At 62.1% G+C, this 23,860-nt stretch carries 20 protein-coding genes; 4 read left to right on the top strand and 16 right to left on the bottom strand.

Going from position 1 to position 23,860, the window contains the following annotated elements; all coding sequences use genetic code 11:
- Positions 1-29: 29 nt before the first annotated feature.
- From KJQ12_RS09010 to KJQ12_RS08970, 9 genes are all read right to left on the bottom strand, one after another.
- Positions 30-1,184: an ADP-ribosylglycohydrolase family protein gene (locus tag KJQ12_RS09010; protein ID WP_213484386.1), complete on the bottom strand. Its 1,155-nt coding sequence runs from the start codon at positions 1,182-1,184 to the stop codon at positions 30-32.
- Between the two features lie 37 nt (positions 1,185-1,221).
- The gene (locus KJQ12_RS09005; protein WP_213484385.1) at positions 1,222-2,739 is read right to left on the bottom strand and encodes an extracellular solute-binding protein; all 1,518 of its coding nucleotides are present in this window, start codon (positions 2,737-2,739) and stop codon (positions 1,222-1,224) included.
- A gap of 89 nt (positions 2,740-2,828) precedes the next feature.
- On the bottom strand, positions 2,829-3,701 hold the full coding sequence (locus KJQ12_RS09000; protein WP_213484384.1) for a carbohydrate ABC transporter permease: 873 nt from the start codon (positions 3,699-3,701) through the stop codon (positions 2,829-2,831).
- 16 nt (positions 3,702-3,717) lie between these two features.
- Positions 3,718-4,611, bottom strand: coding sequence for an ABC transporter permease (locus KJQ12_RS08995; RefSeq protein ID WP_213484383.1), 894 nt, complete (start codon positions 4,609-4,611; stop codon positions 3,718-3,720).
- Positions 4,608-4,937, bottom strand: a complete 330-nt coding sequence (locus tag KJQ12_RS08990) for a DUF4387 domain-containing protein (protein ID WP_213484382.1) — start codon at positions 4,935-4,937, stop codon at positions 4,608-4,610. The genes KJQ12_RS08995 and KJQ12_RS08990 overlap by 4 nt, the downstream gene beginning before the upstream one ends.
- A complete protein-coding gene (locus KJQ12_RS08985) occupies positions 4,921-6,300 on the bottom strand; it encodes an acyclic terpene utilization AtuA family protein (protein WP_213484381.1) in 1,380 nt (459 codons plus the stop codon). Before KJQ12_RS08985 ends, KJQ12_RS08990 begins: the two co-directional genes overlap by 17 nt.
- A gap of 112 nt (positions 6,301-6,412) precedes the next feature.
- Positions 6,413-7,102 carry a FadR/GntR family transcriptional regulator gene (locus KJQ12_RS08980; RefSeq protein WP_213484380.1) on the bottom strand — a complete coding sequence of 230 codons (690 nt, stop codon included), beginning with the start codon at positions 7,100-7,102 and terminating at the stop codon, positions 6,413-6,415.
- A gap of 195 nt (positions 7,103-7,297) precedes the next feature.
- Positions 7,298-8,263 (bottom strand): NAD(P)/FAD-dependent oxidoreductase, encoded by a 966-nt coding sequence (locus KJQ12_RS08975; protein WP_213484379.1) that lies wholly within the window; start codon positions 8,261-8,263, stop codon positions 7,298-7,300.
- A 46-nt stretch (positions 8,264-8,309) separates the two neighbouring features.
- Positions 8,310-9,023, bottom strand: coding sequence for a queuosine precursor transporter (locus KJQ12_RS08970; RefSeq protein ID WP_213484378.1), 714 nt, complete (start codon positions 9,021-9,023; stop codon positions 8,310-8,312).
- Positions 9,024-9,268: 245 nt separating this feature from the next.
- Here KJQ12_RS08970 and KJQ12_RS08965 point away from each other — a divergent pair, with 245 nt between their 5' ends.
- Positions 9,269-11,302 (top strand): LTA synthase family protein, encoded by a 2,034-nt coding sequence (locus KJQ12_RS08965; RefSeq protein WP_213484377.1) that lies wholly within the window; start codon positions 9,269-9,271, stop codon positions 11,300-11,302.
- A 173-nt stretch (positions 11,303-11,475) separates the two neighbouring features.
- Here the strand turns inward: KJQ12_RS08965 and KJQ12_RS08960 are convergent, their stop codons facing one another.
- Together KJQ12_RS08960 and pdaA are read right to left on the bottom strand one after the other, a co-directional pair.
- A complete protein-coding gene (locus KJQ12_RS08960; protein WP_213484376.1) occupies positions 11,476-12,456 on the bottom strand; it encodes an aldo/keto reductase in 981 nt (326 codons plus the stop codon).
- Positions 12,457-12,535: 79 nt separating this feature from the next.
- Positions 12,536-13,411 (bottom strand): delta-lactam-biosynthetic de-N-acetylase, encoded by an 876-nt coding sequence (gene pdaA / locus KJQ12_RS08955; RefSeq protein WP_244860529.1) that lies wholly within the window; start codon positions 13,409-13,411, stop codon positions 12,536-12,538.
- A gap of 245 nt (positions 13,412-13,656) precedes the next feature.
- Here pdaA and KJQ12_RS08950 point away from each other — a divergent pair, with 245 nt between their 5' ends.
- The 3 genes from KJQ12_RS08950 (at position 13,657) to KJQ12_RS08940 (ending at position 14,763) form a co-directional block, all read left to right on the top strand.
- Entirely contained in the window at positions 13,657-14,115 is a 459-nt protein-coding gene (locus KJQ12_RS08950; RefSeq protein ID WP_015256657.1) for a GreA/GreB family elongation factor, read from the top strand.
- 49 nt (positions 14,116-14,164) lie between these two features.
- Positions 14,165-14,353, top strand: coding sequence for a sporulation protein Cse60 (locus KJQ12_RS08945; protein WP_041853999.1), 189 nt, complete (start codon positions 14,165-14,167; stop codon positions 14,351-14,353).
- Positions 14,354-14,457: 104 nt separating this feature from the next.
- Positions 14,458-14,763 carry a hypothetical protein gene (locus KJQ12_RS08940; protein ID WP_015256659.1) on the top strand — a complete coding sequence of 102 codons (306 nt, stop codon included), beginning with the start codon at positions 14,458-14,460 and terminating at the stop codon, positions 14,761-14,763.
- 69 nt (positions 14,764-14,832) lie between these two features.
- Here KJQ12_RS08940 and KJQ12_RS08935 read toward each other — a convergent pair whose 3' ends face one another.
- The 5 genes from KJQ12_RS08935 to KJQ12_RS08915 all read right to left on the bottom strand — a co-directional run bounded on the left by KJQ12_RS08935 (position 14,833) and on the right by KJQ12_RS08915 (position 23,805).
- Positions 14,833-17,979, bottom strand: coding sequence for an MMPL family transporter (locus KJQ12_RS08935; RefSeq protein ID WP_213484375.1), 3,147 nt, complete (start codon positions 17,977-17,979; stop codon positions 14,833-14,835).
- Positions 17,976-18,470 (bottom strand): MarR family winged helix-turn-helix transcriptional regulator, encoded by a 495-nt coding sequence (locus KJQ12_RS08930; protein WP_244860527.1) that lies wholly within the window; start codon positions 18,468-18,470, stop codon positions 17,976-17,978. The genes KJQ12_RS08935 and KJQ12_RS08930 overlap by 4 nt, the downstream gene beginning before the upstream one ends.
- A gap of 166 nt (positions 18,471-18,636) precedes the next feature.
- Complete coding sequence (locus KJQ12_RS08925) at positions 18,637-20,172, bottom strand: PAS domain-containing protein (RefSeq protein WP_213484374.1); 1,536 nt, start codon at positions 20,170-20,172, stop codon at positions 18,637-18,639.
- Between the two features lie 86 nt (positions 20,173-20,258).
- Positions 20,259-22,043, bottom strand: a complete 1,785-nt coding sequence (locus tag KJQ12_RS08920; RefSeq protein ID WP_244860525.1) for an ABC transporter ATP-binding protein — start codon at positions 22,041-22,043, stop codon at positions 20,259-20,261.
- Entirely contained in the window at positions 22,036-23,805 is a 1,770-nt protein-coding gene (locus KJQ12_RS08915; protein ID WP_244860524.1) for an ABC transporter ATP-binding protein, read from the bottom strand. Before KJQ12_RS08915 ends, KJQ12_RS08920 begins: the two co-directional genes overlap by 8 nt.
- Between the last annotated feature and the right edge of the window lie 55 nt (positions 23,806-23,860).

Here is a 23,860-nt window from a genome sequence, read left to right as displayed (position 1 = left end):
TTCCACTCCCCCGGACGATCATCGTATGTTCAGTCGAGCACGGCCTCCCGCCGCTTCAGCTTGTCCAGATCCCGCCGGATGATCTCGCGGGCGGCACCGGCGAAGGCATCGCTCGCGGCCATCAGGTCGAGGCGGTTCACGCGGTCGAGCTGCTCCAGATCCTCGCGCCGGATCGCGCCGACACCATGCATGGCCCCGAGAATCGCGCCGATCATGACGCCGATCGAGTCGGTATCCCGGCCCGAACTGACGCCGTCGCTCATCGCCGGATAGAGCTCGCCGTCATGCAGATGAATGAAGGCGAGCGCCACCGGCAGCTCTTCGATGCTGCCCAGCCGGCTCGGCGCGTAGTGGTTGCTCGGCTTCCCGACCTTGTCGATATGGCGGTGCACGTCGTCCCCCATGGGGGAGTAGGGCAGCAGCGCTTCATGCAGCCGCCCCACCGCCTCCTCGTAAGACCAGGAACCTTGCTTCTTCAGGCTGTCCGCGACGTGCAGACAAGCCTCGATCGCGAGCCGGGTGCCGTCCTTCGCGAAGCCAAGCGCCGTGTCCAGAATATCCCGGACCGTGCAGCCCGGCTCCATCGCCCTCGCGACGCAGGCCGCCATGACGCCGGCAGCCTCCAGCCCGTAGCTCGACTGATGCCCCATCGCGAACAGGATCGCTTCGTCATAGGCAGCCTTCGGATCGCCCGCGTTGACGACGCCCACGGGGGCGATATACATCGCCGCCCCGCAGTTCACCATGTTGCCGATGCCGCCTTCGCGCGGCTCGCAGTTCGCGAGCACATGACGGATGAAAATATACTTCTCCGGATAGAACAGCCGCTCCAGGATGGTCGTCTCCCGGCCCAGCTCCGGCACATAGACCTTGCGGAACGCGATTTCCTTGACGAATTCATTCCCCATGTCGTAGGCGTCCAGATGCCGGCGCTCGGTCTCGTACACCCGCATCAGCGCGAGCGTCATCAGCGTGTCGTCGGTGACAATGCCATCGCCGCGCATCCGCCCGAGACGGGCCTCTTCGTCGTAATCCGCCTTGTACCACCGCGTCATGATCGACTCGACTTTCCCGTATTGCTGCTGAATCTGGGCGAAGGTCAGCTTCTCGACCGGCGCGCCCATCGCGTCTCCCAACGCGACGCCGGCCGCGACCCCTCTGACCCGGTCCTGAAAAGTTGTCATCCGTCACAGGCTCCCTTTCTTGCTCATGACCTTGCTCTTAGTTTAACAGATCGTTCGCGTACTCCGTGATTTCCTTGCCGCCGTTGGCATACCAGGCGTCGACGAACTTCTGGAAGTCGCTGATCGGCTTCTTGCCGGTGATGAAGTCGGCCGCGTACTCCTTGTACAGGTTCGTCAGCGCGTCCCAGGTCGCGACATGCTCTTCCGGAATCGCGAAGTTGTTGTCCTCCTTGAAGTACTTCGTCGGCATCTCGAGCGATTCTTGCGCCGTGGCGCCCAGCAAGGCGCCTTCCACCGGAATCGTCGTGTTCAGCTCGATCGGCTCCCAGAACGACGCGATCCATTCGCTGAAGAACGCGTCCGTGAGCACCGCCTTGCCGTCCACGACGTTGTAGTGCTGCCCTTCGAAGCCGAGGCGGTCCAGCGTCTGGCCTTCCGGGCTTGCGAGGAAGTCGAGGATCCGGAAGACGACATCCTTGTGCTCGGACACTGCCGAGATCGCGAAGCCGCGCGATTCCTTCGTGACGTCGGTCGCCCCGAAGCCCTGGGATACGCCCTTGGCCGGCGGCAGCACGACCAGTCCGGCGCTGTCGCCGTGCAGTTCCTTCATGCGGGCTTCATACAGGTCGATGACCTTGCCCGCCGTGCCGACGATGACGCCGGCGTCGCCCTTGTAGAACGCGTCTTCCTTCGTATCCCATTGCTTCGTCATGTACTCGTTGTCGAACAGGCCTTCCTTGTACAGCTTGTTGTAGAATTCGAGCTTGTTCTTTTCCGCCTGGGACACGAGCGAATACTCGTAGGTGCCGTCGTCCTTCTTCAGCCAGGTCGAGGTGACGCCGAACGCTTCATTGAAGATGAAGTTGATCTCCGCCAGATCGCCCGCGACCGTAATGCCGTATTTCGCCTTGCCCGAATCGACCAGTTCCTTGAAGAACGCGTAGTAGTTGTCCGGCGTCGGATTGTCCATGAGCGCCTCGCCCGTCGCCAGCCCGCTCAGCCAGTCGGCGCGGACGACCGGCACCTTCGGCGTCACCGGCTTGATCCAGAGCAGGTACGGATAGCTTTCGATCCGCTTGATGTTGTGCTCCATCATGATGTTCTTCAGGTATTTGGAGTTTTCGATGTACGGCCGCAGATCTTCCAGCAGCCCTTGCTCGGCGATCGGCTGGTCCCCGCCCTGGAAGTAGATCAGATCGGGAATGTCGCCGCCGAGCAGCAGGAGATTCAGATTCTCCGCATAGTTCCCCTGCGGAAGCTCGACAAGTTCAAATTGGACGTTCAACCCCTCATGCTCCAGCAGCGCCGCTTCCAGCGCGTCGAAATATTGCGCATAGAGCGGATTGGATGCGGATACATCCTTGATGACGGTCCGGATCGTGACCGGGTCGCCGGACGGCGCGGGCGTGTTGTCCGCCGATGCGTTCGACGAGGTGTTCGACGATCCGCCGCTGCCGCCGGAGCCGGCCGGATTGTTCTTGCCGCCGGAGGAGCACGCCGTCACCGCCAGCAGGATACAGACCATCAGTGCGATCAAGCTTTCCATCCGTTTCATTCTTTTCAGCACCCCTTGAGATTCGTTTTGAATGTCCAAAATCTTTCCGCGTGACGCGCTTGCTTCTTCCCCCACGGATCAACCGCCCATTATTCCTTCACACCGCCTTCCATCGCGCCTTTGGTGTAATATTTCAAAATCAACGGATAGAGCAGAAGCAAAGGGACAATCGCAATGATGATCGTTCCCGCCTGCAGGGCGTCGAAATCGACCAGCTGTCCGCCGAACATGTTCTCGTAGCCGCCCATGATCGTCGTGTTGTCCTGGCGGATGACGAACTGGCGGAGCACCACCTGCAGCGGCCATTTGGCCTGATCGGTGATGTAGATCATGGAACGGAAATACTCGTTCCAGTGGAACACCCCGTAGAATAATCCCAGCGTCGCGATGCCGGCCTTCGACAGCGGCAGCATCACCTGCGCGTAGATGCGCAGATGGCCCGCGCCGTCGATCTTGGCCGCATCCAGCAGCTCTTCCGGCACATCCTGGAAGTAACGCATCATGATGAACAGGTAGTACACATTGATGCCCTTGTACAGGATGAGCGATGTGTAGGTGTTGAGCAGATCCAGCTCCTTGACGAGCAGATATTCCGGGATCAGGCCGGGCTCGAACACCATGATGATGATCAGGAAAATGACGACGAGACCTTTGCCGTAAAAGTTGTTCCGCGCGATGACATAAGCGGCCATCGTGGTCAGCAGGAGATTGAGGCAGGTGCCCGCCGCCGTGATGAACACCGAGTTCAGAATCCCGCCGGCAATCAGCGAGTTGTTGAGCAGCACCTCATAGGTGGCCAGGGAGAACTTCTTCGGCCACAGATCCAATCCGTCCATGAGGTGGGCATGGGCCGGGTCCGTCAGGGAGACCGCGAGCAGATTGATGAGCGGCAGCAGCACCGCGAGCGTGCACAGAAACAGGAAGACGTGGATGATCACCTTCGTCAGCTCGACTCTTCGCATATCGGTCGCCCCCTTTCTACCACAGCCCTCTGCCGGTCAACCGCCTGGAGGTAAAGTGCGTACCGAGGATCAGGACGATCCCGATGACGCCCTTGAACAGGCTGGCCGCCGTGGAATACGCGAACTGGCCGTTCACGATGCCGATCCGGTAGACGTAGGTGTCGAGAATATCCGCCACGCTGATGACCGAATCGTTCATCATGTTGAACACCTGATCGAACCCCGCGCTCATGAAGAAGCCAAGGTTCAGGATGAATACGGTTACAATCGTGCCTGTCAGCTGCGGCAGCGTGATGTGGAACATCGACTGCAGGCGGCTCGCCCCGTCGATTTTCGCGGCCTCGTACAGAGCCGGGCTGATGCTCATGATGGCCGCCAGGTAGATGATCGAATCCCAGCCCGCGCTGCGCCAGATTTCGGATGCGACGAACACCCAGCGGATATGGGCCTTGCTCGTCATGTAGTCGATTGACGGCTCCCCGAAGAAATTCGCGATCAGGTTGACCGCGCCTTCGGAAGGGCTCAGCAGCTTGATCCAGATCCCGGCGATGACGACCCAGCTCAGAAAGTGCGGCAGGTAGACGACCGACTGCACATACTTGCGGAAGTGGCGCTGCGTCACCTCGTTGATCAGGATGGCCAGCAGGATCGGCACCGGGAAGCCGAAGATCATCTTCATGGCGCTGATGATCAGCGTGTTCCGGATGACGTTCATGAACGCCGGAGAACTGAACAGCACTTCGAAATGCTTGAACCCGACCCACACGTTGTCCCCGATGATCCGGTAATCCTGGAAAGCAAGCCGCATGCCCAGAATCGGGATCACGTGGAAAATGACGAAGTACGCGAGGGGAGGGACGAGCATCACATACAGAATCCAGTCATGCCGCAGCTTTTTCAGCACATTCATGGTCCCTCCTCCTTCATCGCCACGTCGAGATTCATCAGGGGCGCGTGCTGCTGCGCGCCGTAGACGTCGCGGTCGCCGGCCGAGCCCGACGATACCTCGCGGGCGATCGTCACCTTGAAGCCGAGCGCCTGATCGTAGAACACGAGTTGATGGACCTGGTCCACGCGGATCTGATACAGCCGGGCGATCGTCTCCCGCGTAATCGCGTTCGACCGCTTGAGGCGTTCATAAGATTCGCGATTGTCGAACAGGCAATCCAGGGTGATCTCGAACGGACCGGAATTTTTGCTCCGCAGCACCTTGGCGATGTCACCCAGCTTCGCCATCCTGAACGCCTCCTTGCCGAATCTCGATGGGAAAACCGTCCGCGCGGCATTCCATCAGGTGATAGATCGAAAACTCATAGACCGGGCCGAACTCGATGTCGCTCGGCGCGAACGGGAAGGCGAGATTGCCCGCCGTCGACTTGCGCCCTTCATAGCCGTAATGCAGGAAGGTCGACCGCGCCGTCGCGCAGATGCTGCTCGCCAGCTCCTGCGTCTTCGCCACGACCTCGAACAGGACGCCGACCTCATGGCCGCGGAAAGGCTCGAATTCCCGCTCGCCGAGCACCGCGTTCATCCCGTAGTTGTAGAAGCGGATCCGGTAATCTTGCTCGTCGATTTCCGGGTAATACTGCTTCGTCTGCGCGATGACGGCGTTCTCCACATCTTCCAGCTTCCCGAGCAGGATGGGATCGCGGATCCCGGCGATCACGAAGGTGCGGTACGCGGTGAGGCGGGCGCCTTCGAGCTTGATGAACGTTTTGTCCTGCGGGATATAGCGGCTCCCGCTGACGCGCACGATGCCGGGACCTTGCTCCGTGAACCGGCAGTTCTCCAGATCGAGCAGGAAGCCCGGACCGTGCAGCAGATAGGGATGATCTTTCTCGTAGAACGTATGGGCCGCCACGCTGATCGGCGTGCAGGCGCGGCGGTCATTCAGCGCCCGGACCGTGAAGTAGTCGTCGCCGATCGTGCCGAGAATGCAATCCTTCGTCGTCGCCGGCTCCGCGCAGAGCGCGCCGCATTCCAGAATCTTGCCGAGATGATAGCTGAGTCCGGGATCCTTGCCGTGGAAAATGCCCACCGCGGCGAACGGCGACGGATCGTAGGCACGCCCGCAGACGATGATCTCGCTGCCCGCTTCCAGCGCCTTCAGCACCGGCTCGTGCCCCATCTGGCCGACGATGCTGGCCGTCTCGCGGATCGTCTGCTCCGTCAGCTGCGGGATATTGGGCGACATCGGCACGATCTTGCCCTGCCCGAGGGCGTCCAGCACCGCTTCCTGCGTGAAATCCGCCCAGATGACGGCAATCTTCGCGGACATCTGCTTCTCCCGCAGAATCTCCTCAATGATGTCCAGCGTCCACTCCACATGCGGCCGGGCGCCCGAGCCTCCGGCCGACCCGATGATCACCGGCACCTTTCCGGGCAGGCAGGCGCCCAGGATGATCTCCAGATCCTTCTTGCATGCCCGGCGGCTGACGATCGAAACGCCGGCTCCCAGCTTGTGCGGCCCCCCGTCGGTCGATCCCGCGTCGACCACCACGGCATGCACCTGCTGCTCCATTCCCCTTCGGAACGACTCCTCCGGGAAGCCGTATCCGAGCATTCCGCACGGCGATAAAATGTTGACGTCCTGGCTCATAGGATTCCCTCGTTTTCGTGTAATCTTCCTGGATTGGTGGATTACTGGGTGGTCCAATTGCGCCGTGATTGGATCGCTGGGTGATCCAATTTTGGCAAAAAAGAAAAATTCATCAAGCGAGCTGCCTCACCAGAATGTTCTCTTTGACCTTGCCCAGGTGGTACAGCAGCGCGGCCTTCGCCTGCTCGGCATCCCTCCGCTTGATCGCTTCGACGATCTGCAGGTGCTCCTTGTATACCTCTTCGCGGCGGCCGGCATTCTGCAGCGTCTTGCTCAAGGTCCGGCGGAGCAGATCCATATGGAGCTCCATCATGTTGACGAGCACGACGTTGTGCGACGCCTTCGCGATCGACAGATGGAACGCCTGGTCCGGACGCGTATGATCTTCCTCGTCCGCGTCGCCCCACCGCTCGAACGAGGCGACGATATCCGCGATATCCTCGTCCGTCGCCCGCTGGCAGGCCAGCTCGACGATGCCCGTCTCGAAAATTTCGCGCGCTTCGAGCAGCTCGATGATCGTCGCGCGTTCGATATTGTCCAGAATCCGGTTCTGATCATCGACGGACTCGATCGAACGGGACAGGTACCTGCCCCCGCCGGGCTTCGTTTCGATCAGGTTCTCCCGCTCCAGGATGCGGAACGCTTCGCGAAGGGTTCCCCGGCTGATGCCGAACGCCTGCGCCAGCTCCCGTTCGGTCGGCAAGAGGTCCCCCGGCTTCAGATTGCCTTCGATGATCATCTCTTTGATCTGTTCGATCACGTTTTCATAGACTCTTTGATATTTGACTTTCTTGATCGCCATAAGCGGTTTCTTTCCAGCCCTTCCCCGAAAATTGGTCAATTGGGTGGACCAATTTTTATCTAGAGGATAACCCGAAACGGGAAAGGTGTCAATGGGTGCGTTTTCATCCGTTCTTTCTATTTGACGATATGCCAAAAAGCCCCGGCCCTTCGGCCGAGGCTCCTTTCACGGCGGTCGGCTTGCCCCGCCTTCTATTCAAGATCCCCGCGGCGCCAGCGGCAGCGGCTCGCGCAGCGTCAAGCTCTTGTGCATCCAGATGGCCGCCTGGAGTCCGTCCCCCATCGCGATCGCGGTCTGCTCCGAGTGCACCGTCACGTCGCCGGCCGCCCACACATGGGGGACGCTCGTCAGCTTCGTGCGCGGATCGACCTCGATATGGCGGCTTGAAGCCAGCCGCGCGCCGAGCATGGCCGCGAGCGACGAGCGGACCTCGTTCCCGCCGAACCCGAGGAACGCGCGCTCCGCCTGCAGCTCCGTGCCGTCCGCCAGCCGGACGCCGCGCAGACGGCCCTCGTCCGCCAGCAGCTTCGCAACCGGCGTCTCAATCATCGGGATGCCGGCTTCCCGAAGCCGGACGGCCGCGGCCGGGTCGAGGGCCTTAAGCTCATGGTTCACATAGACGATGTCGCGCGTCCACGGCGTCAGCTCGAGCGCCAGATGGGCGCCCGCGTCGCCGGCGCCGAGCACGAGCGTGCGGCGGCCGATCGTCTCCCAGCCGTCGCAATCCGGACAGATGAAGACGGTGATGCCGAGACATTGCTTCAGCTCCGGCCAGTCCGGAATCCGGTCCTTCACGCCGGTCGCGATCAGCAGCCGGAGCGCGCGCACTTCCGCGCCGCCCTCCAGCGAGACGACGAACAGGCCGTCCCCATCCGGACGCCCGCCCGTTCCGCCGCCGGCCGGCTCGCGCCGCACCGCCGTCGCGACGCCGCCGATGAACGTTACACCGTACCGGCTCGCCTGCTCCCTCCCCGCGCGGCGCAGCGTCTCCCCGCTCACGCCTTCGGGAAACCCGAGCAGATTGTGATAGCCCCGGCACAGCGAAGACCGGCCGTCTCCCGCATCCACGACCACGACCGTATGCCGGTACCGGCCGAGCTGGATCGCCGCCTGCAGGCCCGCAATCCCGCCGCCGATAATGGCGCATTCGTACACGCGCACGGCAGAAGCCCCCTTTTTGCCTCATTATGCCGCACGCGCGCCGGATTTACTCAGCCGCCTTCCGGCTCCACAGCCCTTCCTCATCCTTGAAGTTCCGCGCGATATAGAGCACCGGCGTCCCGGCTCCCGAGACGACGAACTTGATGAGGTACGTCGTGACGAGAATGTCGATCCAGACCGCCGTCTCGAAAACGCCCGCGAACGCGACCGTGCAGAACACCAGCGTGTCGACGAACTGGCTGACCAGCGTGCTGCCGAGGATCCGGATCCAGAACTGTCCGCGCGCCGCGAACCGCCGTTTCAGCCGGCTGAACAACTGCACGTCGAGCACCTGGCTGACGAGATAGGCGCACAGGCTGCCGGCCGCCACCCGGGGCGCCAGCCCGAACACCATCTCCATCGCCGCCTGCATGTCCAGGCCGGACGCATCCGGCTTGAACACGAGCGCAAGCTGCATGACCAAGGTGGAGGCGAACAAGAAGAAAAAGCCGAACCAGACCGCGCGCCTCGCTTCTTCCCTGCCATGCCGCTCGTTCAGCAGGTCGGTCGCCATATAGATGGACGCGTATGTAATATTGCCCAGCGTCATGACAAGCCCGAGCATTTCGATCGTCTTGACGACCTGCAGATTGGCGAGTACCGTCGCGACGCCGATCCAGGCGAACAGGCCGATGCGGCCGAACAGCCGGTAACACAGAAGGAACAACGAAAACTGGACGATTCCGAACAGAACGCCCCACCCCAGGTTGAACCAATCCACTTCCCACCACTCCCTGGCTTGTTTTTGCGAAAATGAAAGAAAAATCCTTCCTTTTCTGTGTAAATTTTAATCGTAAAAGCGCGTTCTGCACGCCAACCGCCTTTGACACCGGTTTGCGGCCGTAGCATAATAAGATGAGCCAACCCTGATACGATCGCAAACGTCTATATCAAATAGAGAGATAACAATGGCAAGCCGGCCGCATTCGTAACCGGCTTGTTGTCTTGCCGAGGGGGAATGTCCGCATGAGACCGGCTCTGCTAAACCGGGTATATCGCATTATCGGTTCGCGGCCGTTTATCTTTTTCTCCGTCATCATGCTGTTCAAGAGCTACCTGGCATGGCTTGTCATCTTCGAGGACATGCCGTTCTGGGCGCCGCTCATCTCTGAAATTCCGTTTATCTGGGCCATATTCTGCCTGATTGAATGGTTTTCGTCAAAACGCAAATTGACCGCCTACCTGATCGTCAACCTGGCGCTCACCGGAATCTTCTTCTCGGTCATCATGTACTACAAGTACTACGGCGTCATCGTCACCTGGCGCGCGCTGGAGCAGGTCAATCAGGTGACGGCGGTGAAGAACAGCGTCTTTTCGCTGATCGATCCGTACTTCCTGTTCATCTTCAGCGACATCGTCGTGTTCATCTATCTGCTGATCAACGGCCGGCGGAAGCACGGGGCCGGGTACCGGCTGCTGCGCATCTGCAACCGGCCGAATGAACGGCGCGGCGTCATGACGCTCATCTTCGCGCTTTCGGTCGTCATCTGCGTCATGAATATTTTGCCGCATACGGCGAGCATGAACGAACGCGTGCAAGCCTCGGAGATGGGCATTCTCAACTATGAAGCCTACTCGCTGATCGCGGACGAAGAGTACGAGCTGATCGAGAAGTCGGAGATCACCCAGGACGCGATCGACGAGCTGAAAGGCGTCCATCGCCCCGTCCGCGCGCCTTACCAGGGATGGGCCAAAGGCAAGAACCTCATCGTCATCCAGATGGAGTCGCTGCAAAACTTCCTGATCGGCCTTGAAGTCGAAGGCCAGGAAGTGACGCCGAACCTGAACGCGCTCGTGCGGCAAGGGTTCTACTTCCCGGACTTCTACCATATGGTCGGCCAGGGCAACACGTCGGACGCGGAGTACGTCGTCAACACGTCGTTCTACATCCCGCCGCAGGGAGCGGCCACGATGCGCTATGTGGACCGCCGCCTGCCGAGCCTGCCCCGGCTGCTCAAGGTGCGCGGCTACGAGACCATGACGTTCCATACGAATACCGTGGAATTCTGGAACCGCACCGAACTGTACGCCGCGCTCGGCTGGGACCGCTATTACGACGACCGCTTCTTCGGCAAGGAGGATGCGGTGTTCTTCGGCGCGTCCGATGACGTGCTCTACCGGAAGACCGCCGAGGAACTGGAGCGCGCGCACCGGGAGGGCAAGCCGTTCTACGCGCAGGTCGTCTCGATGACGGCGCACCATCCGTTCACCTTGCCGAAGGACAAGATCAGCCTCGACCTGTCGGACAAATACAGCGGCACGTTCGTCGGCGACTATCTGCAGGCGCAGCACTACGCGGACGAAGCGCTCGGCCGCTTCATCGCCGACCTGAAGGCGCGCGGCGTCTGGCAGGACAGCCTGATCGTCCTCTACGGCGACCATGTCGGCCTGCCGGTCTACTCGCTGAACAACCGCGAGCAGGAATTGCTTGCCGAACTGATCGGTCACGAATACGGCTACGCCGACATGATCAACGTGCCGCTCATCATGCTGTCGGACGGAGCGCTCTATCCGAAACGGTTCGAAGGCCGCCTCGGCGGTCAGGTCGACATTCTGCCGACGATTGCGGGCTTGATGGACATCCCGCTGATCGGGTACATCCACTTCGGGCAAAATCTGCTTGTCGAGCAGGACAACCTGCTCCCGCAGCGGTACTATCTGCCCTCCGGCACGCTGATTACCGGCAAGTCGCTCTTCATCCCGGGCGAAGGCTACGCGGACGGCACGCTCTATCCCCTCTCCGGGGAGCCGGGCGACGAGAGCGTCGTCACCGAAGACGCGTTCGAGCGGGCGCTCCGCCTGCTCCAGCTGTCCCACAGCTACGTCCGTCAGCTGCCGGAGCGGTCGCCGGATGAGGCGCCGCAAGCGATGCTGCCTGAGCCGGATGACGAAGCGGAGACGGAGAAAACGGCAAAGACCGAACCAGACGACGCGCCGCCGGTTGAGGACGCGGATGATGCGGCGGAACACGAGACGGAGGGTGAAGAGGCGGAATCGTAACCGGGCACGCGTCTCCGGTCCGCAACGCCGATTCCGCTGTGCCGGCAGACTGCATGCACAGGATTGCTGCATGCGGTCTGCCGGTTCTTTCTTGCCTCGCTGCACAGCATGAAGGAGCACCCCTGTCCGACAAGCGTGCTCCTTCGTCCAACCCCTATTCCGCCCGCGGAACCTCAATAAGGCCCGCGGATATGCTCCCGCACCTGAAGTTCATAGAACTCGCGCAGCCGCGCCTGCTCCGCTTCCGTGAACGGCGGCACGTCCGCGGCCGCCAGGTTCGCTTCGACCTGGGACACCGTCTTGAAGCCGGGGATGACGCAGCTGATGTGCGGATTGTCGAGAATCCACCGGATGGCGGCGGCCGCCATGCTGCCGCGGCCCTCGCCGATCCAGGCCAGCTCCCGGCTCAGCCGGACGCCCGTCTCGAACGGCAGCCCGGCGAACGTCTCGCCGACGTTGAACGCCTCGCCGTTCCGGTTGAAACGGCGATGATCATCCGGCTCGAACGTCGTCTGCTCGGTGAATTTGCCGGTGAGCAGCCCGCTCGCCAGCGACACCCGGGCGAGAATGCCGACGCCTTGCGCGTGAGCTTTCGGGAACAGCTCCTCCGCCGGCTTCTGCCGGAACACGTTGAAAATCACCTGCAGCGCCTTCACGTTCGGATACTGCAGGGCGATCAGTCCTTCTTCCACCGATTCGACGCTGACGCCGTATTCGCGGATCAGACCTTCCTCACGCAGACGATCGAGCACGCCGAACACTTCGCCGCGGCGGATGATGTCCGTCGGCGGACAGTGGACCTGGTACAGGTCGATCCGGTCGCGGCCCAGCCGCTTCAGGCTCGCTTCGCAGAACTTGCGCACCGATTCGTACGTGTAGACCGCGGGATCATGAATATCTGCAGCCCGGCAGAACTTGGTGGCGATGTAGATGTCGTCCCGGCCTTTCACCGCTTTGCCGAGCAGTTCCTCGGCGTGACCGTCGCCGTAGACATCCGCCGTATCGAAGAAATTGACGCCCGCGTCGATCGCCCTCGCCAGCGCGTTCAACGATTCGGCATCGTCCGTCCTTCCCCATGAGCCGCCGATCGCCCACGTCCCGAAGCTGATCTCGCTGACGTTCATGCCCGTGTTGCCGAGCGGTCTGTATTTCATTTCGCATCCCGTCCTCATCCCATGGATTCGCTTTCCTCCCCATTATGCTTCGGGGTGGACATCCATGCAAGAGGCGGGATCAGAACGGCAGGTCCGGCACCGGCGACAACAGATGATCCAGGCTGCGGAAGGTGTACCCCTGTCTGCGCGCTTCGTCGATGATCGCGGCCAGCGCCTCGGCGTTGTCCTTCGACACGCTGTGCAGCAGGATGATGGCGCCCGGATGAAGCTGCGCGACGACGCTGTCATACGCATGGCGGGCGCCGCGCTGCGCCGAGGTGTCCCAGTCTTTGTAGGCGATCGACCAGAACACGTTGGTGTACCCGAGCGATTGGCTTACGCGGAGTGATCGTTCACTGAAGATGCCCCGCGGCGGACGCAGATAGCGCATCTCCTTCTGGCCGGTCACGCTTGCGACCTCGCGCGCCACCCGATCCAGTTCTTCCCGGATCTTCGCATCCGGCAATGTCGAGAAATCCGGATGCGACCACGAATGGTTGCCGATGATGTGTCCTTCCCGGACCATGCGCCGCAGCAGATCCGGCTGATCTTTCACATAATGGCCCGTCACGAAGAAGCAGGCCGGCACCTTTTTCGCCTTCAGCACGTCGAGGATTTTTTCCGTGTACCCGTTCTCATAGCCGTTGTCGAAGGTCAGATACAAATTTTTGCCCTCCGGGCTGCCCCGAAATACCGCGCCGTATCGCTCGAGCAGCGGTGCGAACCCTTCCTGGTCGATCGATGCGGGCTGCCCGTTCCGGCTCTTCTTGAAACCGAAATGGTACGCGCGGTCGCCGGACGAAACCGCGGAAGCGGAAGCCGGAGAATCCGCCAGCACCGCCACCGCAGCCGACGGGTTCCCCGCCGGACCGGACAGGGACAGGCCCGTCCACACGCCGAGCAGCACGGCCGCAGCCGACCAGACCAGCACGGCCGGCTTGACTCGTCTGAACATGTTGCCACCCCCTGAACGAAACTGCCAATCAGGCTTAAGATGTCCGCCGGAAGGATGTTTTATGTTGCCGGTTCTGCGGGAGGGACAAGCCCTTTTGAATGCGGATACATTTTGTTTGTGGTATGATAGGGGTAGACCCCCGAGGCGGGGTCTGTTTTCACATCAACGGAGGAGATGATTGCCCATGAGCAAGCGGTACGCCATCCTGGTGAACATTCCGATCGGAAAGGCAGGCGTTATCTTCCATGAACCATAGAATGATGAAGCCGGGCAGCGCACTGGAAGCCGAATTGCGCCGCCAGCTTGCCTGCCTGGGCGACAACCGCATGCTATGGTTCAGCCAGCCGCCGTCGGCAGCCCGCCCGGAACAACGGGAATTGATGGAGACGCTGCAAAGGTACGAGAAACAGCTCGAAGACATTCTGGCCGGCATCGTCCGGGATCTGGAGGACTTGCCGGTGCTCATCGGCTCCGAGGTGACGCTTCGGTACGAGGACGGCGGGCCGGATGAGACGTACCGGATCGTGCTGCCGGAGGAAGCCGATGTCGACCGGAGCCGGATTTCCTGCCTGTCGCCGATGGGCAGCAGTCTGCTCCTGGCCCGGGTCGGAGACACGGTGGAGATCCGTACGCCGCAAGGCGGATACCGCGCCCGGATCGTAAGGAGCGTCTGCACGTTCGCCGCCGATGCAGACGACCGTTGAACCGTCGCTTGCCGGCAGGCGCCATATTTCAAGTCAGGGGTGAATGGCCATGATTCAAGTGAAAGAGTTTCTTGACACCGAATCATCGCACGCCGTGAAGAAAGTGAACGATTTTCTCGCCACCCTGCGCGAAGACCAGGTCATCAACGTCTGCTACGGTTCCTACACGAAGACCGGCGCCCATGGCGCGCAGCATCAGCGGACCGCCATTCTGGTCGTCTATCGGACGGACGGCTGAGCCGGGCGGCGGGATGCCGCGGGGAATCCCGTGTCCTGCACCTTGATCTGGGCGAATGCATATCTTGACAGCAAATAACTGCTGTTGGGAGGCATTCGGACCACATGGAGAAGCAACCGAAGGTCATTTACCGCGCGGATTCGACCGCCGCCGAGTCCTTGCGGTCGATGAAGAAGCGGCTGTGCGAGATTTGCGACATGTACGCCGGCCGCATGGTTCGGGTGCAGACGATGGACGGCGGCGTCTATGACGGCATCATCCGCCATCACGAAGGCTGCATCCTGTACCTGGAGTTGGACGCACCGGGATACCGCGCGTTCTGGAATCCGTTCGTGCCGTTCAATCCGTATTACAACACGATTCTGCCGCTCGTCCTGTATGAGCTGCTGGTCATCTCGCTGCTCTCGTAAAGAGAAAAGCCGTCCCATCCGCTTGTTGCAAAGCGGGAGGGACGGCGATTTTTTTGAGGTTCGGCCGATTCACGCCCCCAGGCCGGCGTCCGCATCGTTGCGGGCGCGCCGCCCCATGAACGGCCACCAGTTGAACGATCCGAACAGCCGCACCATGACCGGTATGAACAGCGGCAGCATGATGAGCGCATAGAGGAACAACCCGGCCAGTACGATAGTCGCGATGTGCAGCAGCGACATGACGCCCGACGGCAGCATCGCCGCGAACGTGCCGCCGAGAATGATCGCCGCCGACACGATGACGGAGCCCATGTTCTTCATCGCGTTCAGAATCGCTTCGCCGGCCGGCAGATCCCGGTATTCGCGGAACCGGTCCATCAGGAAGATGCTGTAGTCGGTGCCGAGCGCCAGCAACATGACGAAGGCGAAGAACGGCACCGCCCAGCCGAGGCCCGTCATGTCGAGCATCCGCACGAACAGCACTTCCGCCGCCGCCACCGACATGTAGTAGGTCAGGATGAGCGACAGCACGAGGTAAATCGGCATGACCAGCGAGCGGAACAGGACGACGAGGATGAGCACCAGGCCGATCAGCATCAGCGTGACCGTGCGCGAATAGTCGTCCGCGGTCACATGCCGCAGGTCATTGTTCACGCTCGAGATGCCGCCGACCGCGACATCGGCGCCTTCCAGCGGCGTGCCTTCCGCCATGCCCGGCGCGGCGGCCGACAGCCGGTCGACCGTATCCATCGCCTCGACGGAGTACGGATGGTGTTCCAGCACGACCTCGAACTTCACCGTCCGCCGGTCGCTGCTCATATAGATGTCGAGCGCCTGCAGGAACTCTTCCGAAGCGATCGCTTCCTCCGGCAGATACCAGCCCGCCAGCTGCGGGTCGGGCGACGAGGACAGACCGGTCAAATATTCCCGCGCCGACTCCAGGCCGGCCGTCACCTGCTTGATGCCGTCCGCCGATTGCCCGAGGCCGTCGGTCAGCTCGCCGAGCTGATCGATCAGCCCGGCCAGGCCGTCCGCCAGCTCGGCCTGGCCGTCCGCGAGCTGCGCCGCGCCGCCCTTCATCTCGGGGAGGCGCTCCAGGATGGCGCCCTGGCCGGCGGCGGCCTGCGCGATGCCCGACTGCAGTTCCTTCAGTCCCGCGGCAATCTGCTTGAGCCCGCCGGCCAGTTCCCGCTGGCCCGCGGCCGCCTGGCGCAGCCCCTCGTTCGCCTGCCCAAGGCCGGCGCCCAGCCCGCCGAGCTGCTCATTCAGCTGCGCCAGCGACGCGCCGAGCCGGGCCGCGCCTTCGTGCAGCTGCTTCGCCGTGCCTTGCAGGCGCAGAAAATCTTCGTCCGCCGCCAGTTCGGGATACTTCTGCGGCAGTCCGTCAAGTCCGGCCGACAGCCCGGCCAGCCCCTCGGCCAGTTCATCGTGCTTGCTTGCGATCTCGTCATAGCCGGCCTTCAGTTGATCCAGACCGCCGGCCATTTCCTCGTATCCGGCGAGCAATTCTTCCGCCGCGGCGGCCAATTGTTCGGCGGCCGCCTGCGCTTCCGCGGCGCCGGATGCCAGCTCGCCCGCGCCGGCTTCGCCGCTGCGCAGCCCTTGTTCGAGCTGGCGCAGCCCGCCCTCGAGCTGCTCGAGTCCGGCCTTCAGCTCGCTCGTGCCCTGCGCCAGCCGTTCGGCGCCGCCTACCGCTTCCTCAAGCTGCGGCGCGTTCGCGGCCAGCTCTTCGCTCGCTTCCTCCAGCCCGGCGCCGATCTGGCTCAGCCCGTCTCCGCCCTGCTCGAGACCGCTGTCCAGCTCCGACACCTGGCTTACCACCTGCAATTGCTCAAGCGGCTCGCCGGTCGGCCGGGTGGCGCTGCGCACCGACGCCACGCCTTCGGTCTCCAGCAGCCGACGCGACACCTGTTCGATCGCGGCCAGCCCTTCCGGCGTGTCGAGCGGCGTCTCGCTGCGCCAGACGACCGTCGTGGGCAGCGTCTCCCCGGGACCGAAGCTGTCCGAAATGATGTTGAACCCGCGCACCGAACCGTAACGGTCGCCGATTTCGTCGAGCTGGTTGAACGTGACGGCGTTCTTGTAGCCGACGAGCAGCGGCACGGCCAGCACGGCGATGATCGCCAGCGCGCCGAGCGGCCGCCGGAGGGCGAACGAACCGACGGTGCCCCACAGCCGGCTCTCCTTATGCTCCAGCGAACCCCGCAGCGGCCAGAACAGCGCCTTGCCCAGCACCGCCATGAAGAACGGAACGATCGTGACGAGCGCGATCAGCATGACCGCGACGCCGACCGCGACCGCGACGGCGGAACGGTACAGCGAGAACGTCGACAACCCGATCGACGTGAAGCCGACGAGCACCGCCAGCCCCGCGAACAGCACCGTCTTTCCGGCGGTCCGATAAGTGCGGAGAATGGCGTCGACCTTGCCGCCGCCTTGCGCCAGCTCCTCCTTGAACCGGCTGATCAGCAGAATGCAGTAGTCCGTCCCGATGCCGAACATGACCGCGACCATGAAGATCTGCGTGAAGTTGGAGAGCGGGAAGTCCGCGTACTCCGCCAGGTAGGCCACGACCGACTGGGACACCAGATAGCTGAGCCCGACGGTGAGCAGCGGAATGAGCGGCGCGACGACCGACCGGAAGACCACGATCAGAATGACAAGGATGAAGACGATTGTAATGAGCTCGGTCTTCTTCACGCCTTCCTCGGAGCTCTGGATGACATCTTCCGCAATGACCCAGCCGCCGGTGATATAGTGGTCGACGTCGATGTCCGACAGCGCGCCGTACAGCACATCCTGCTGTTCCTCCGCCGTCCGGTCGCCGAACTCGACATTCAGCAAGGCGAGCACGGTCGTCCCGTCTTCGGATATCATCTTCGCCGCCAGTTCTTCGCTGTCGAACGGCGACGTCACCGACACGACGCCATACGTGCCGCCGTCGTGCTGAAGCTTCTCGATCCCGGCTTTCACCGCCTCAAGATCGTCGTCGGACAAGCCTGACTCGCGGTGGAAAACGAGAACCGTCGAATTCCCGCTTTCCCCCAAATCGTCAAGCATCTCGTCGGCGATGACGGACGGATAGCCGTCCGGCACCGAAATCTGCCCGTGCTCCCGCACCAGTTCGGCCAGATTCGGCGACGTCATAAGCAGGCCCGCCGCCGCGGCAAGCCAAAGCGCCAGCACCAGCCAGCGCCATCTTACGATTTGTCTCATATGGTTGCTCTGCCCCTTCCTTCCATATCCGCCAACACTTCCGCCACCTTCTCGTAGGTGCCGACAAATTGCAGCGCTTCTTCCCGGCTGAATTGGTTCATGACCGTCGACAGCCGCTCCCTTATCCGGTCATCGATCATCTCGGCCAGCTTCCGGCCCGCCTCGGTCAGCGACAGATAGATGACCCGCCGATCCTTCACGTCCGGAATCCGCTCGATCAACCGCTTGTCGGACAGCCGCGTCATGATCGCCGTAATCGAGCTTTTGCCGACGCCGAACACGTCGGCCAGCTCCGATGAGATTGACCGGCCTTTCATGCGAAGATAGCGGATGACCAAATATTGATCCAGCGTGATGTCTTCATCGCCGATGCACCTGCGCAGCAGGATGTTCACACGCCGATGCATGCGGTACGTCGCTTCTTCATATCTCTTGATAATGGAGGCCAGCAGATCCTGATCCATCTGCCCGTCTCCTGCCTCGCGCTTCACCGCTCGTCCCTCCCCTCCTGCCGTCCGAAGATAGTTCGATGGTCGAACAATTTTACAGTAAAACTTTATCACATCCCCTCTGGCCCCGTCAAACGCGATTCCCGGCGCCCGCAAAGAATAAAAGCCGCGCTCCGCGGGAGTCTGCCACTCTCGCGGCGGGCGGCTTCTATCGTTCCGCACAAGACTGCGGCAGCCGGATTGACACGGTCGTTCCTTCACCGCTCCGGCTGACATAACGGATATTCCCATCGTGTTCCTCGATGATTTTGTGGCTGATCATGAGTCCGAGACCCGTACCCTTCTCCTTCGTCGTAAAGAACGGCTCCCCGAGCCGGCGCAGCTGGTCTTCCGGAATGCCGCTTCCCTGATCGATGACGTGCACGAGCACGTCCGTTTCATCCCGCTCGATCGAGATGATCAGCAGGCCGCCGGACGGCATCGCCTCGATCGCGTTTTTCACGACGTTCATGAACACCTGCTTCAGCTGATTTTTGTCGCAGCGGACAATGCACGCTTCCGGAGTCGCCTGCTCCTGGATGATCACGTTGTTCAGAATGGCCTGGCTGCTGAGCAGATCGGCGACCTCGTGCACGATCAGCCGGATGTCCCAATCCTGGTAGACGGAGGCCTGCGGCTTGGCCAGCACGAGCAGCTCGCCGAGGATCATCTCGATCCGGACAAATTCCTGGTCCATGATCTCGTAATACCGGTCGGCCTGCTCGCCGGTCGCCTTGCGGAGCAGCTTGGAGAAACCTTTCAGCGATGTCAGCGGGTTGCGAATCTCATGGGCGATGCCCGCGGCAAGCTGTCCGGCCATCTTCAGCTTCTCCGACGTGCGCAGCAGCTCCTCGGTCCGGCTCTCGATCGTAATGTCCCGCACGATGCCGACCAGCAGCGGGGCTTGGCGGTACTCGTCCCTCATCCATTTGCCGATCGTCTGAATGGTCCGGACGCTCCCGTCCGGCATGAAGATGCGATATTCGCACTTCAGTTCTTGGTCCGTTTCGCGGAGCCGCTCGACAAAATATTCCCGCAGAACGGGTCTGTCCTCGGGATGCACAATCTTCTCGTACGCTTCCCAATCGCTGGCGAAATCGGTCCGGCTGAAGCCGAAGACGGCGTACATTTCGTCGGACCAGTACAATTCATTCGTCTCGGGATACCATTCGAAATGGCCGAGACCCGCAATGCGATGCGCAAGCTGCAGATGAGCCCTGCTTCGCCGCAGTTCCTCTTCCGACCGTTTCTTGTCCGAAATATCGCGGCCCACGGCGACGATCCGCTCGACCACACCCAGCTCGTCCCGCACGATGCTGAACGTTGCCCTGCACCAGATGTAACGGCCGTCCCGATGGCGCACGCGGATATCCCGAACGCCGAAGTTCGCCTGATAATCCTCCGTCACTTCGGCGACATGCGGCACTGATGATGCTGCTGCTTCTTCCGTTCCGTCGTCATGGTCGGCGGCCAGGAGATGAATCCCGATCCGCGACAGGTCTTCGGGCAGAATGTACAGCACGCCCGACTTGCCCGTCACTTCTTCCGGACGGTATCCCAACACGCGTTCGACCGACGGCGATACGTATTCGATAGTCATGTCCGAATTCAAGCTGACGTAGATGTCATCCGATTGCCGGATGAGCGGGGCGAACAGGTCACCCGTCATGCGGCTGCCGTGTTCCCGTTCCTTCCGATTCCGCATCGCTGCACGCTCCCGTATCGAATCCGAATGGCCTAGTTGATTGATGCTGCTTATACGCTATTCGCGGGATCCGCGTACACCACTGCTTATTCCGAGCCTGCGAATGCCGCCTGCTGCCCGCTGCGCACGAGGCTGCTGTAGAAACCGGAAAGCGCCATCAATTCCTCGTGGCTCCCCTGCTCGATGATGCGGCCTCTGTCCAGCACCAGAATGCGGTCAGCACGCCGGATCGTGTTCAGCCTGTGCGCGATGACGATGCTCGTGCGCCCGGCCATCAGCCGGTACAGCGCCTCCTGGATATGTAATTCCGTAATCGTGTCGATGCTGCTCGTCGCCTCGTCGAGCACGAGGATGGCCGGATCGGCAAGGATCATGCGCGCGATGGCCAGCAGTTGACGCTGTCCCTGGCTGATGCCGCTGCCGTCCTGCCGCAGCATCGTATCGTATCCGTGCGGCAATTTCATGATGAACCGGTGCGCGTTCGCTTCCCGGGCCGCCTGTTCGACTTCCTCATCCGTCGCGTCGAGCCGGCCGTAACGGATGTTCTCCCGGATCGTCCCCTCGAAGAGGAAGACGTCCTGGGGCACGAATCCCATCGCTTTCCGGAGCGACTTGCGCGTAATGCCGCGAATGTCCCGGCCGTCAATCAGAATCCGCCCGCTGTCCGGCTCGTAGAATCGGGCAAGCAGCTGCACGATCGTCGTCTTGCCCGCGCCGGTCGGTCCGACCAGGGCGATCATTTCACCCGCTGCGGCGCGGAACGATGCGCCTTCGATCGTCGGCACGCCCGGCTCGTAGGAGAACGAGACGTTGTCGAAGACGATCTCGCCCTTCACCTGTCCGATCGGCACCGCACCCCGTTCGTCCACCGTCTCCTCCTGTTCGTCGATCACCTCGAATACCCGTTCCGCGCCGGCGACGGCCGACAGGAACGTGTTGAACTGGTTCGCCAGATCGTTCAGCGGCCGGGTGAACTGCCGCGCGTACTCGGCGAACGTCACGATGATCCCGACCGAGACGATCCCCTTCAGCGTGAGCAGGCCTCCGGCCCCGGCGACAATGGCGAAGCTCATGTTGTTCAGCATGTTCATCAGCTTCGGTATGAAACCGGAATAGACTTGCGCCCGATAGGCGGACTCGCGCAGCCTGGCGTTCTTCGCCATGAACTCGTCGATGACGGCATGCTCGCGCGAGAAGCTTTTCACAATGCGCTGCCCGGAAAGCGTTTCCTCAACGAAACCGTTGAGCGCTCCCGTATTGCGCTGCGTCTCCTTGAAATAACGGCCGGTCCGGTTCGTAATCCAGCGCATGCCGGCGAACATGACCGGCACGATCGTCAGCGTGATCAGCGTCATGATCGGGCTGAGCCAGATCATGAGCCCGAGCATCCCCGCGAATGTGAGCAGGCTGGAGATGAGCTGGATGAAGGAGCTGTTCAGCGTCTGGCTCACGTTCTCGATGTCGCTCGTCATGCGGCTCATCAGTTCGCCGTGCTGCCGCTTCGTGAAGTACGCGATCGGCAGCCGGTGGAGCGCGTCGAACAGATCGGCCCGCAGCTTCGCGACGGTGCGCTGCGCGACGCCGATCATCCAGAAGTTCTGCAGCCAGCCGGCCGCGCCCTGCGCGATGTAGGATGCGCCGAGCACGAGGATCAGCAGCACAAGCCCCTTGTAATCGCCGGGCACGAAAAAATCGTCGATCGCCCGGCCCAGCAGATACGGGCCGAGCAGCCCGAGGGTCGAGCTGACGGCCGTCATGACGAAGATGGCCGTGAGCAGCCGTTTGTGAACGGCCAGATACGACCAGATGCGGAGCAGGGTCGGAACCCATTGTTTCGGCCGCTGTCCGCGCTTGCCGCCGCGGTCAGCCATGGTGCGCCGCCTCCTCTCCGTACTGCGACCGGATGATGCGCGCATACAGCGGCGACGTCCGGAGCAGCTCTTCGTGCGTCCCCATCGCGTGAAGCCGGCCATCCTCAAGGATAAGGATAACATCCGCCTGCATGGCCGCCGATATCTTCTGTGTGACGAGCAGAATCGTGCAGCGGTACGCTTTCAGCGCGGCCAGCAGCGCCGCCTCCGTCTTCGCGTCGAGGGCGCTCGTGCTGTCGTCGAGCAGCAGCACCCGCGGCTTGCGAAGGAGCGCCCGCGCCACCGAGAGCCGCTGCTTCTGGCCGCCGGACAGATTGACGCCCTTCTGCCCGAGCATTGTCTCGTATTGGTCCGGCAGCCGCATGATCGTCTCATGGATCTGCGCGGCGCGCGCCGCTTCCACGATTTCCTCCCGGGTGGCGTCATCCTTGCCCCAGAGCAGGTTGTCGCGCACCGTTCCCGAGAACAGCACCACTTCCTGCGGCGCATAGCCGATCTGCGCCCGCAGCCATTCCGGATCGCAGGTTCTGACATCCCGTCCGTCGATGCGCACGGCGCCTTCGTCGGGATCGAACAGCCGCGGGATGAGCTGGATGAGCGATGATTTGCCGGAGCCGGTCGCGCCGAGAATGGCCGCCGTCTGGCCCGGCCGAACGGTAAACGAGATCCGCTCCAGCGCAGGGTCGGCCATGCCCGGATAGCGGAACGTGACACGCTCGAACGCGATCTCCGCGCCTTCGTCCGGGGCGAAAGGCGGCGAAGCCGCTTGCTCCTGCCTCCCGTCTTCGGCGGAGCCTTCCGTGCGAATCGTCGTCTCCTTCTCTTCCGTCTTCAGCACTTCCGTGATCCGCCCGGCCGACGCCCTCGCCCGGGCCAGACTCGTCACGATCCAGGACAGCATCGAAAATGCGGCCATGATGCGCATCGCGTAGTTGACGACAGCGACGATCTCGCCCACTTCCGCGCGGCCCGCCTGCACTTCCGCGCTGCCGAACCAGAGCAGCAGCAGAATGCCGACATTCATGACCATGAGCAGGGCCGGCACCGTCAGTTCGACAACCCGGATGGCGGAGATCGTGCGCGTCATCAGATCTTCATTCGCCTGCATGAACCGCTCCCGCTCGCGGGCGTAGCGCACCATCGCCTTGATGAGCCGCATGCCGAGCAGGTTTTCCCTCAGCAGCCCGTTCGTCCGGTCCAGCCGGGCCTGCACCGCCTGGAACAGCTTGAATCCGCGGTTCATCATCCAGACGAGAACCGTAAACAGCACCGGCGAGATCAAGAGCAGGATCAGTCCGAGCCGGACGCTCAAGGCCAACGCCATGAACAGCCCCCCGGCCATGATCAGCGGCGCCCGCATCATGACGCGCAGGCTCATGAACACCGCGTTCTGCACCTGGGTGACATCGCTCGTCATCCGGGTCATGAGCGTTGCGGCGGAGAAGCGGCTGAATACGGCGTAAGGAAAAGTCTGCACGCGTTCGTACATCCCGGCCCGGACGTCAAAGGCGAAGCCCTGGCTCACATGCGCGGCGAAATAGCTGTTCACGATGCCCGAAGCGAAACCGAGCAACGCAAGCAGCGTCATCCAGGCGCCGATCCTGAGCACCGCGCCCGTATCCCGGGGCAGGATGCCTTCATCGATGATGCGGGCCATCAGGACCGGATGCCAAAGCTCGACGACGAGTTCCACCAGCATCAGGATGAGGGCGGCGCCCGCGGCCAGACGATACGGTTTCAAATATTTCAGCAAGTATCGCAATTCCGCTCACCCCTTATGCGTGGTTGGAATCGTTTGCAGCCGGGCGTCGGGATGA

The sequence above is a fragment of the Thermobacillus xylanilyticus genome, assembly GCF_907165215.1.
GTDB lineage: Bacteria > Bacillota > Bacilli > Paenibacillales > Paenibacillaceae > Thermobacillus > Thermobacillus xylanilyticus.
Note: the sequence above shows the minus strand (reverse complement) of the source record. Positions and strands in the feature narration are given on the sequence as shown.

What these genes read in the sequence shown, in the direction of transcription:
- KJQ12_RS09010 (WP_213484386.1), bottom strand. Translation starts at nt 1,184, where the DNA reads ATGACAACTTTTCAGGACCGGGTCAGAGGGGTCGCGGCCGGCGTCGCG.
- KJQ12_RS09005 (WP_213484385.1), bottom strand. Translation starts at nt 2,739, where the DNA reads ATGAAACGGATGGAAAGCTTGATCGCACTGATGGTCTGTATCCTGCTG.
- KJQ12_RS09000 (WP_213484384.1), bottom strand. Translation starts at nt 3,701, where the DNA reads ATGCGAAGAGTCGAGCTGACGAAGGTGATCATCCACGTCTTCCTGTTT.
- KJQ12_RS08995 (WP_213484383.1), bottom strand. Translation starts at nt 4,611, where the DNA reads ATGAATGTGCTGAAAAAGCTGCGGCATGACTGGATTCTGTATGTGATG.
- KJQ12_RS08990 (WP_213484382.1), bottom strand. Translation starts at nt 4,937, where the DNA reads ATGGCGAAGCTGGGTGACATCGCCAAGGTGCTGCGGAGCAAAAATTCC.
- KJQ12_RS08985 (WP_213484381.1), bottom strand. Translation starts at nt 6,300, where the DNA reads ATGAGCCAGGACGTCAACATTTTATCGCCGTGCGGAATGCTCGGATAC.
- KJQ12_RS08980 (WP_213484380.1), bottom strand. Translation starts at nt 7,102, where the DNA reads ATGGCGATCAAGAAAGTCAAATATCAAAGAGTCTATGAAAACGTGATC.
- KJQ12_RS08965 (WP_213484377.1), top strand. Translation starts at nt 9,269, where the DNA reads ATGAGACCGGCTCTGCTAAACCGGGTATATCGCATTATCGGTTCGCGG.
- KJQ12_RS08960 (WP_213484376.1), bottom strand. Translation starts at nt 12,456, where the DNA reads ATGAAATACAGACCGCTCGGCAACACGGGCATGAACGTCAGCGAGATC.
- pdaA (WP_244860529.1), bottom strand. Translation starts at nt 13,411, where the DNA reads ATGTTCAGACGAGTCAAGCCGGCCGTGCTGGTCTGGTCGGCTGCGGCC.
- KJQ12_RS08950 (WP_015256657.1), top strand. Translation starts at nt 13,657, where the DNA reads ATGAACCATAGAATGATGAAGCCGGGCAGCGCACTGGAAGCCGAATTG.
- KJQ12_RS08945 (WP_041853999.1), top strand. Translation starts at nt 14,165, where the DNA reads ATGATTCAAGTGAAAGAGTTTCTTGACACCGAATCATCGCACGCCGTG.
- KJQ12_RS08940 (WP_015256659.1), top strand. Translation starts at nt 14,458, where the DNA reads ATGGAGAAGCAACCGAAGGTCATTTACCGCGCGGATTCGACCGCCGCC.
- KJQ12_RS08935 (WP_213484375.1), bottom strand. Translation starts at nt 17,979, where the DNA reads ATGAGACAAATCGTAAGATGGCGCTGGCTGGTGCTGGCGCTTTGGCTT.
- KJQ12_RS08925 (WP_213484374.1), bottom strand. Translation starts at nt 20,172, where the DNA reads ATGCGGAATCGGAAGGAACGGGAACACGGCAGCCGCATGACGGGTGAC.
- KJQ12_RS08920 (WP_244860525.1), bottom strand. Translation starts at nt 22,043, where the DNA reads ATGGCTGACCGCGGCGGCAAGCGCGGACAGCGGCCGAAACAATGGGTT.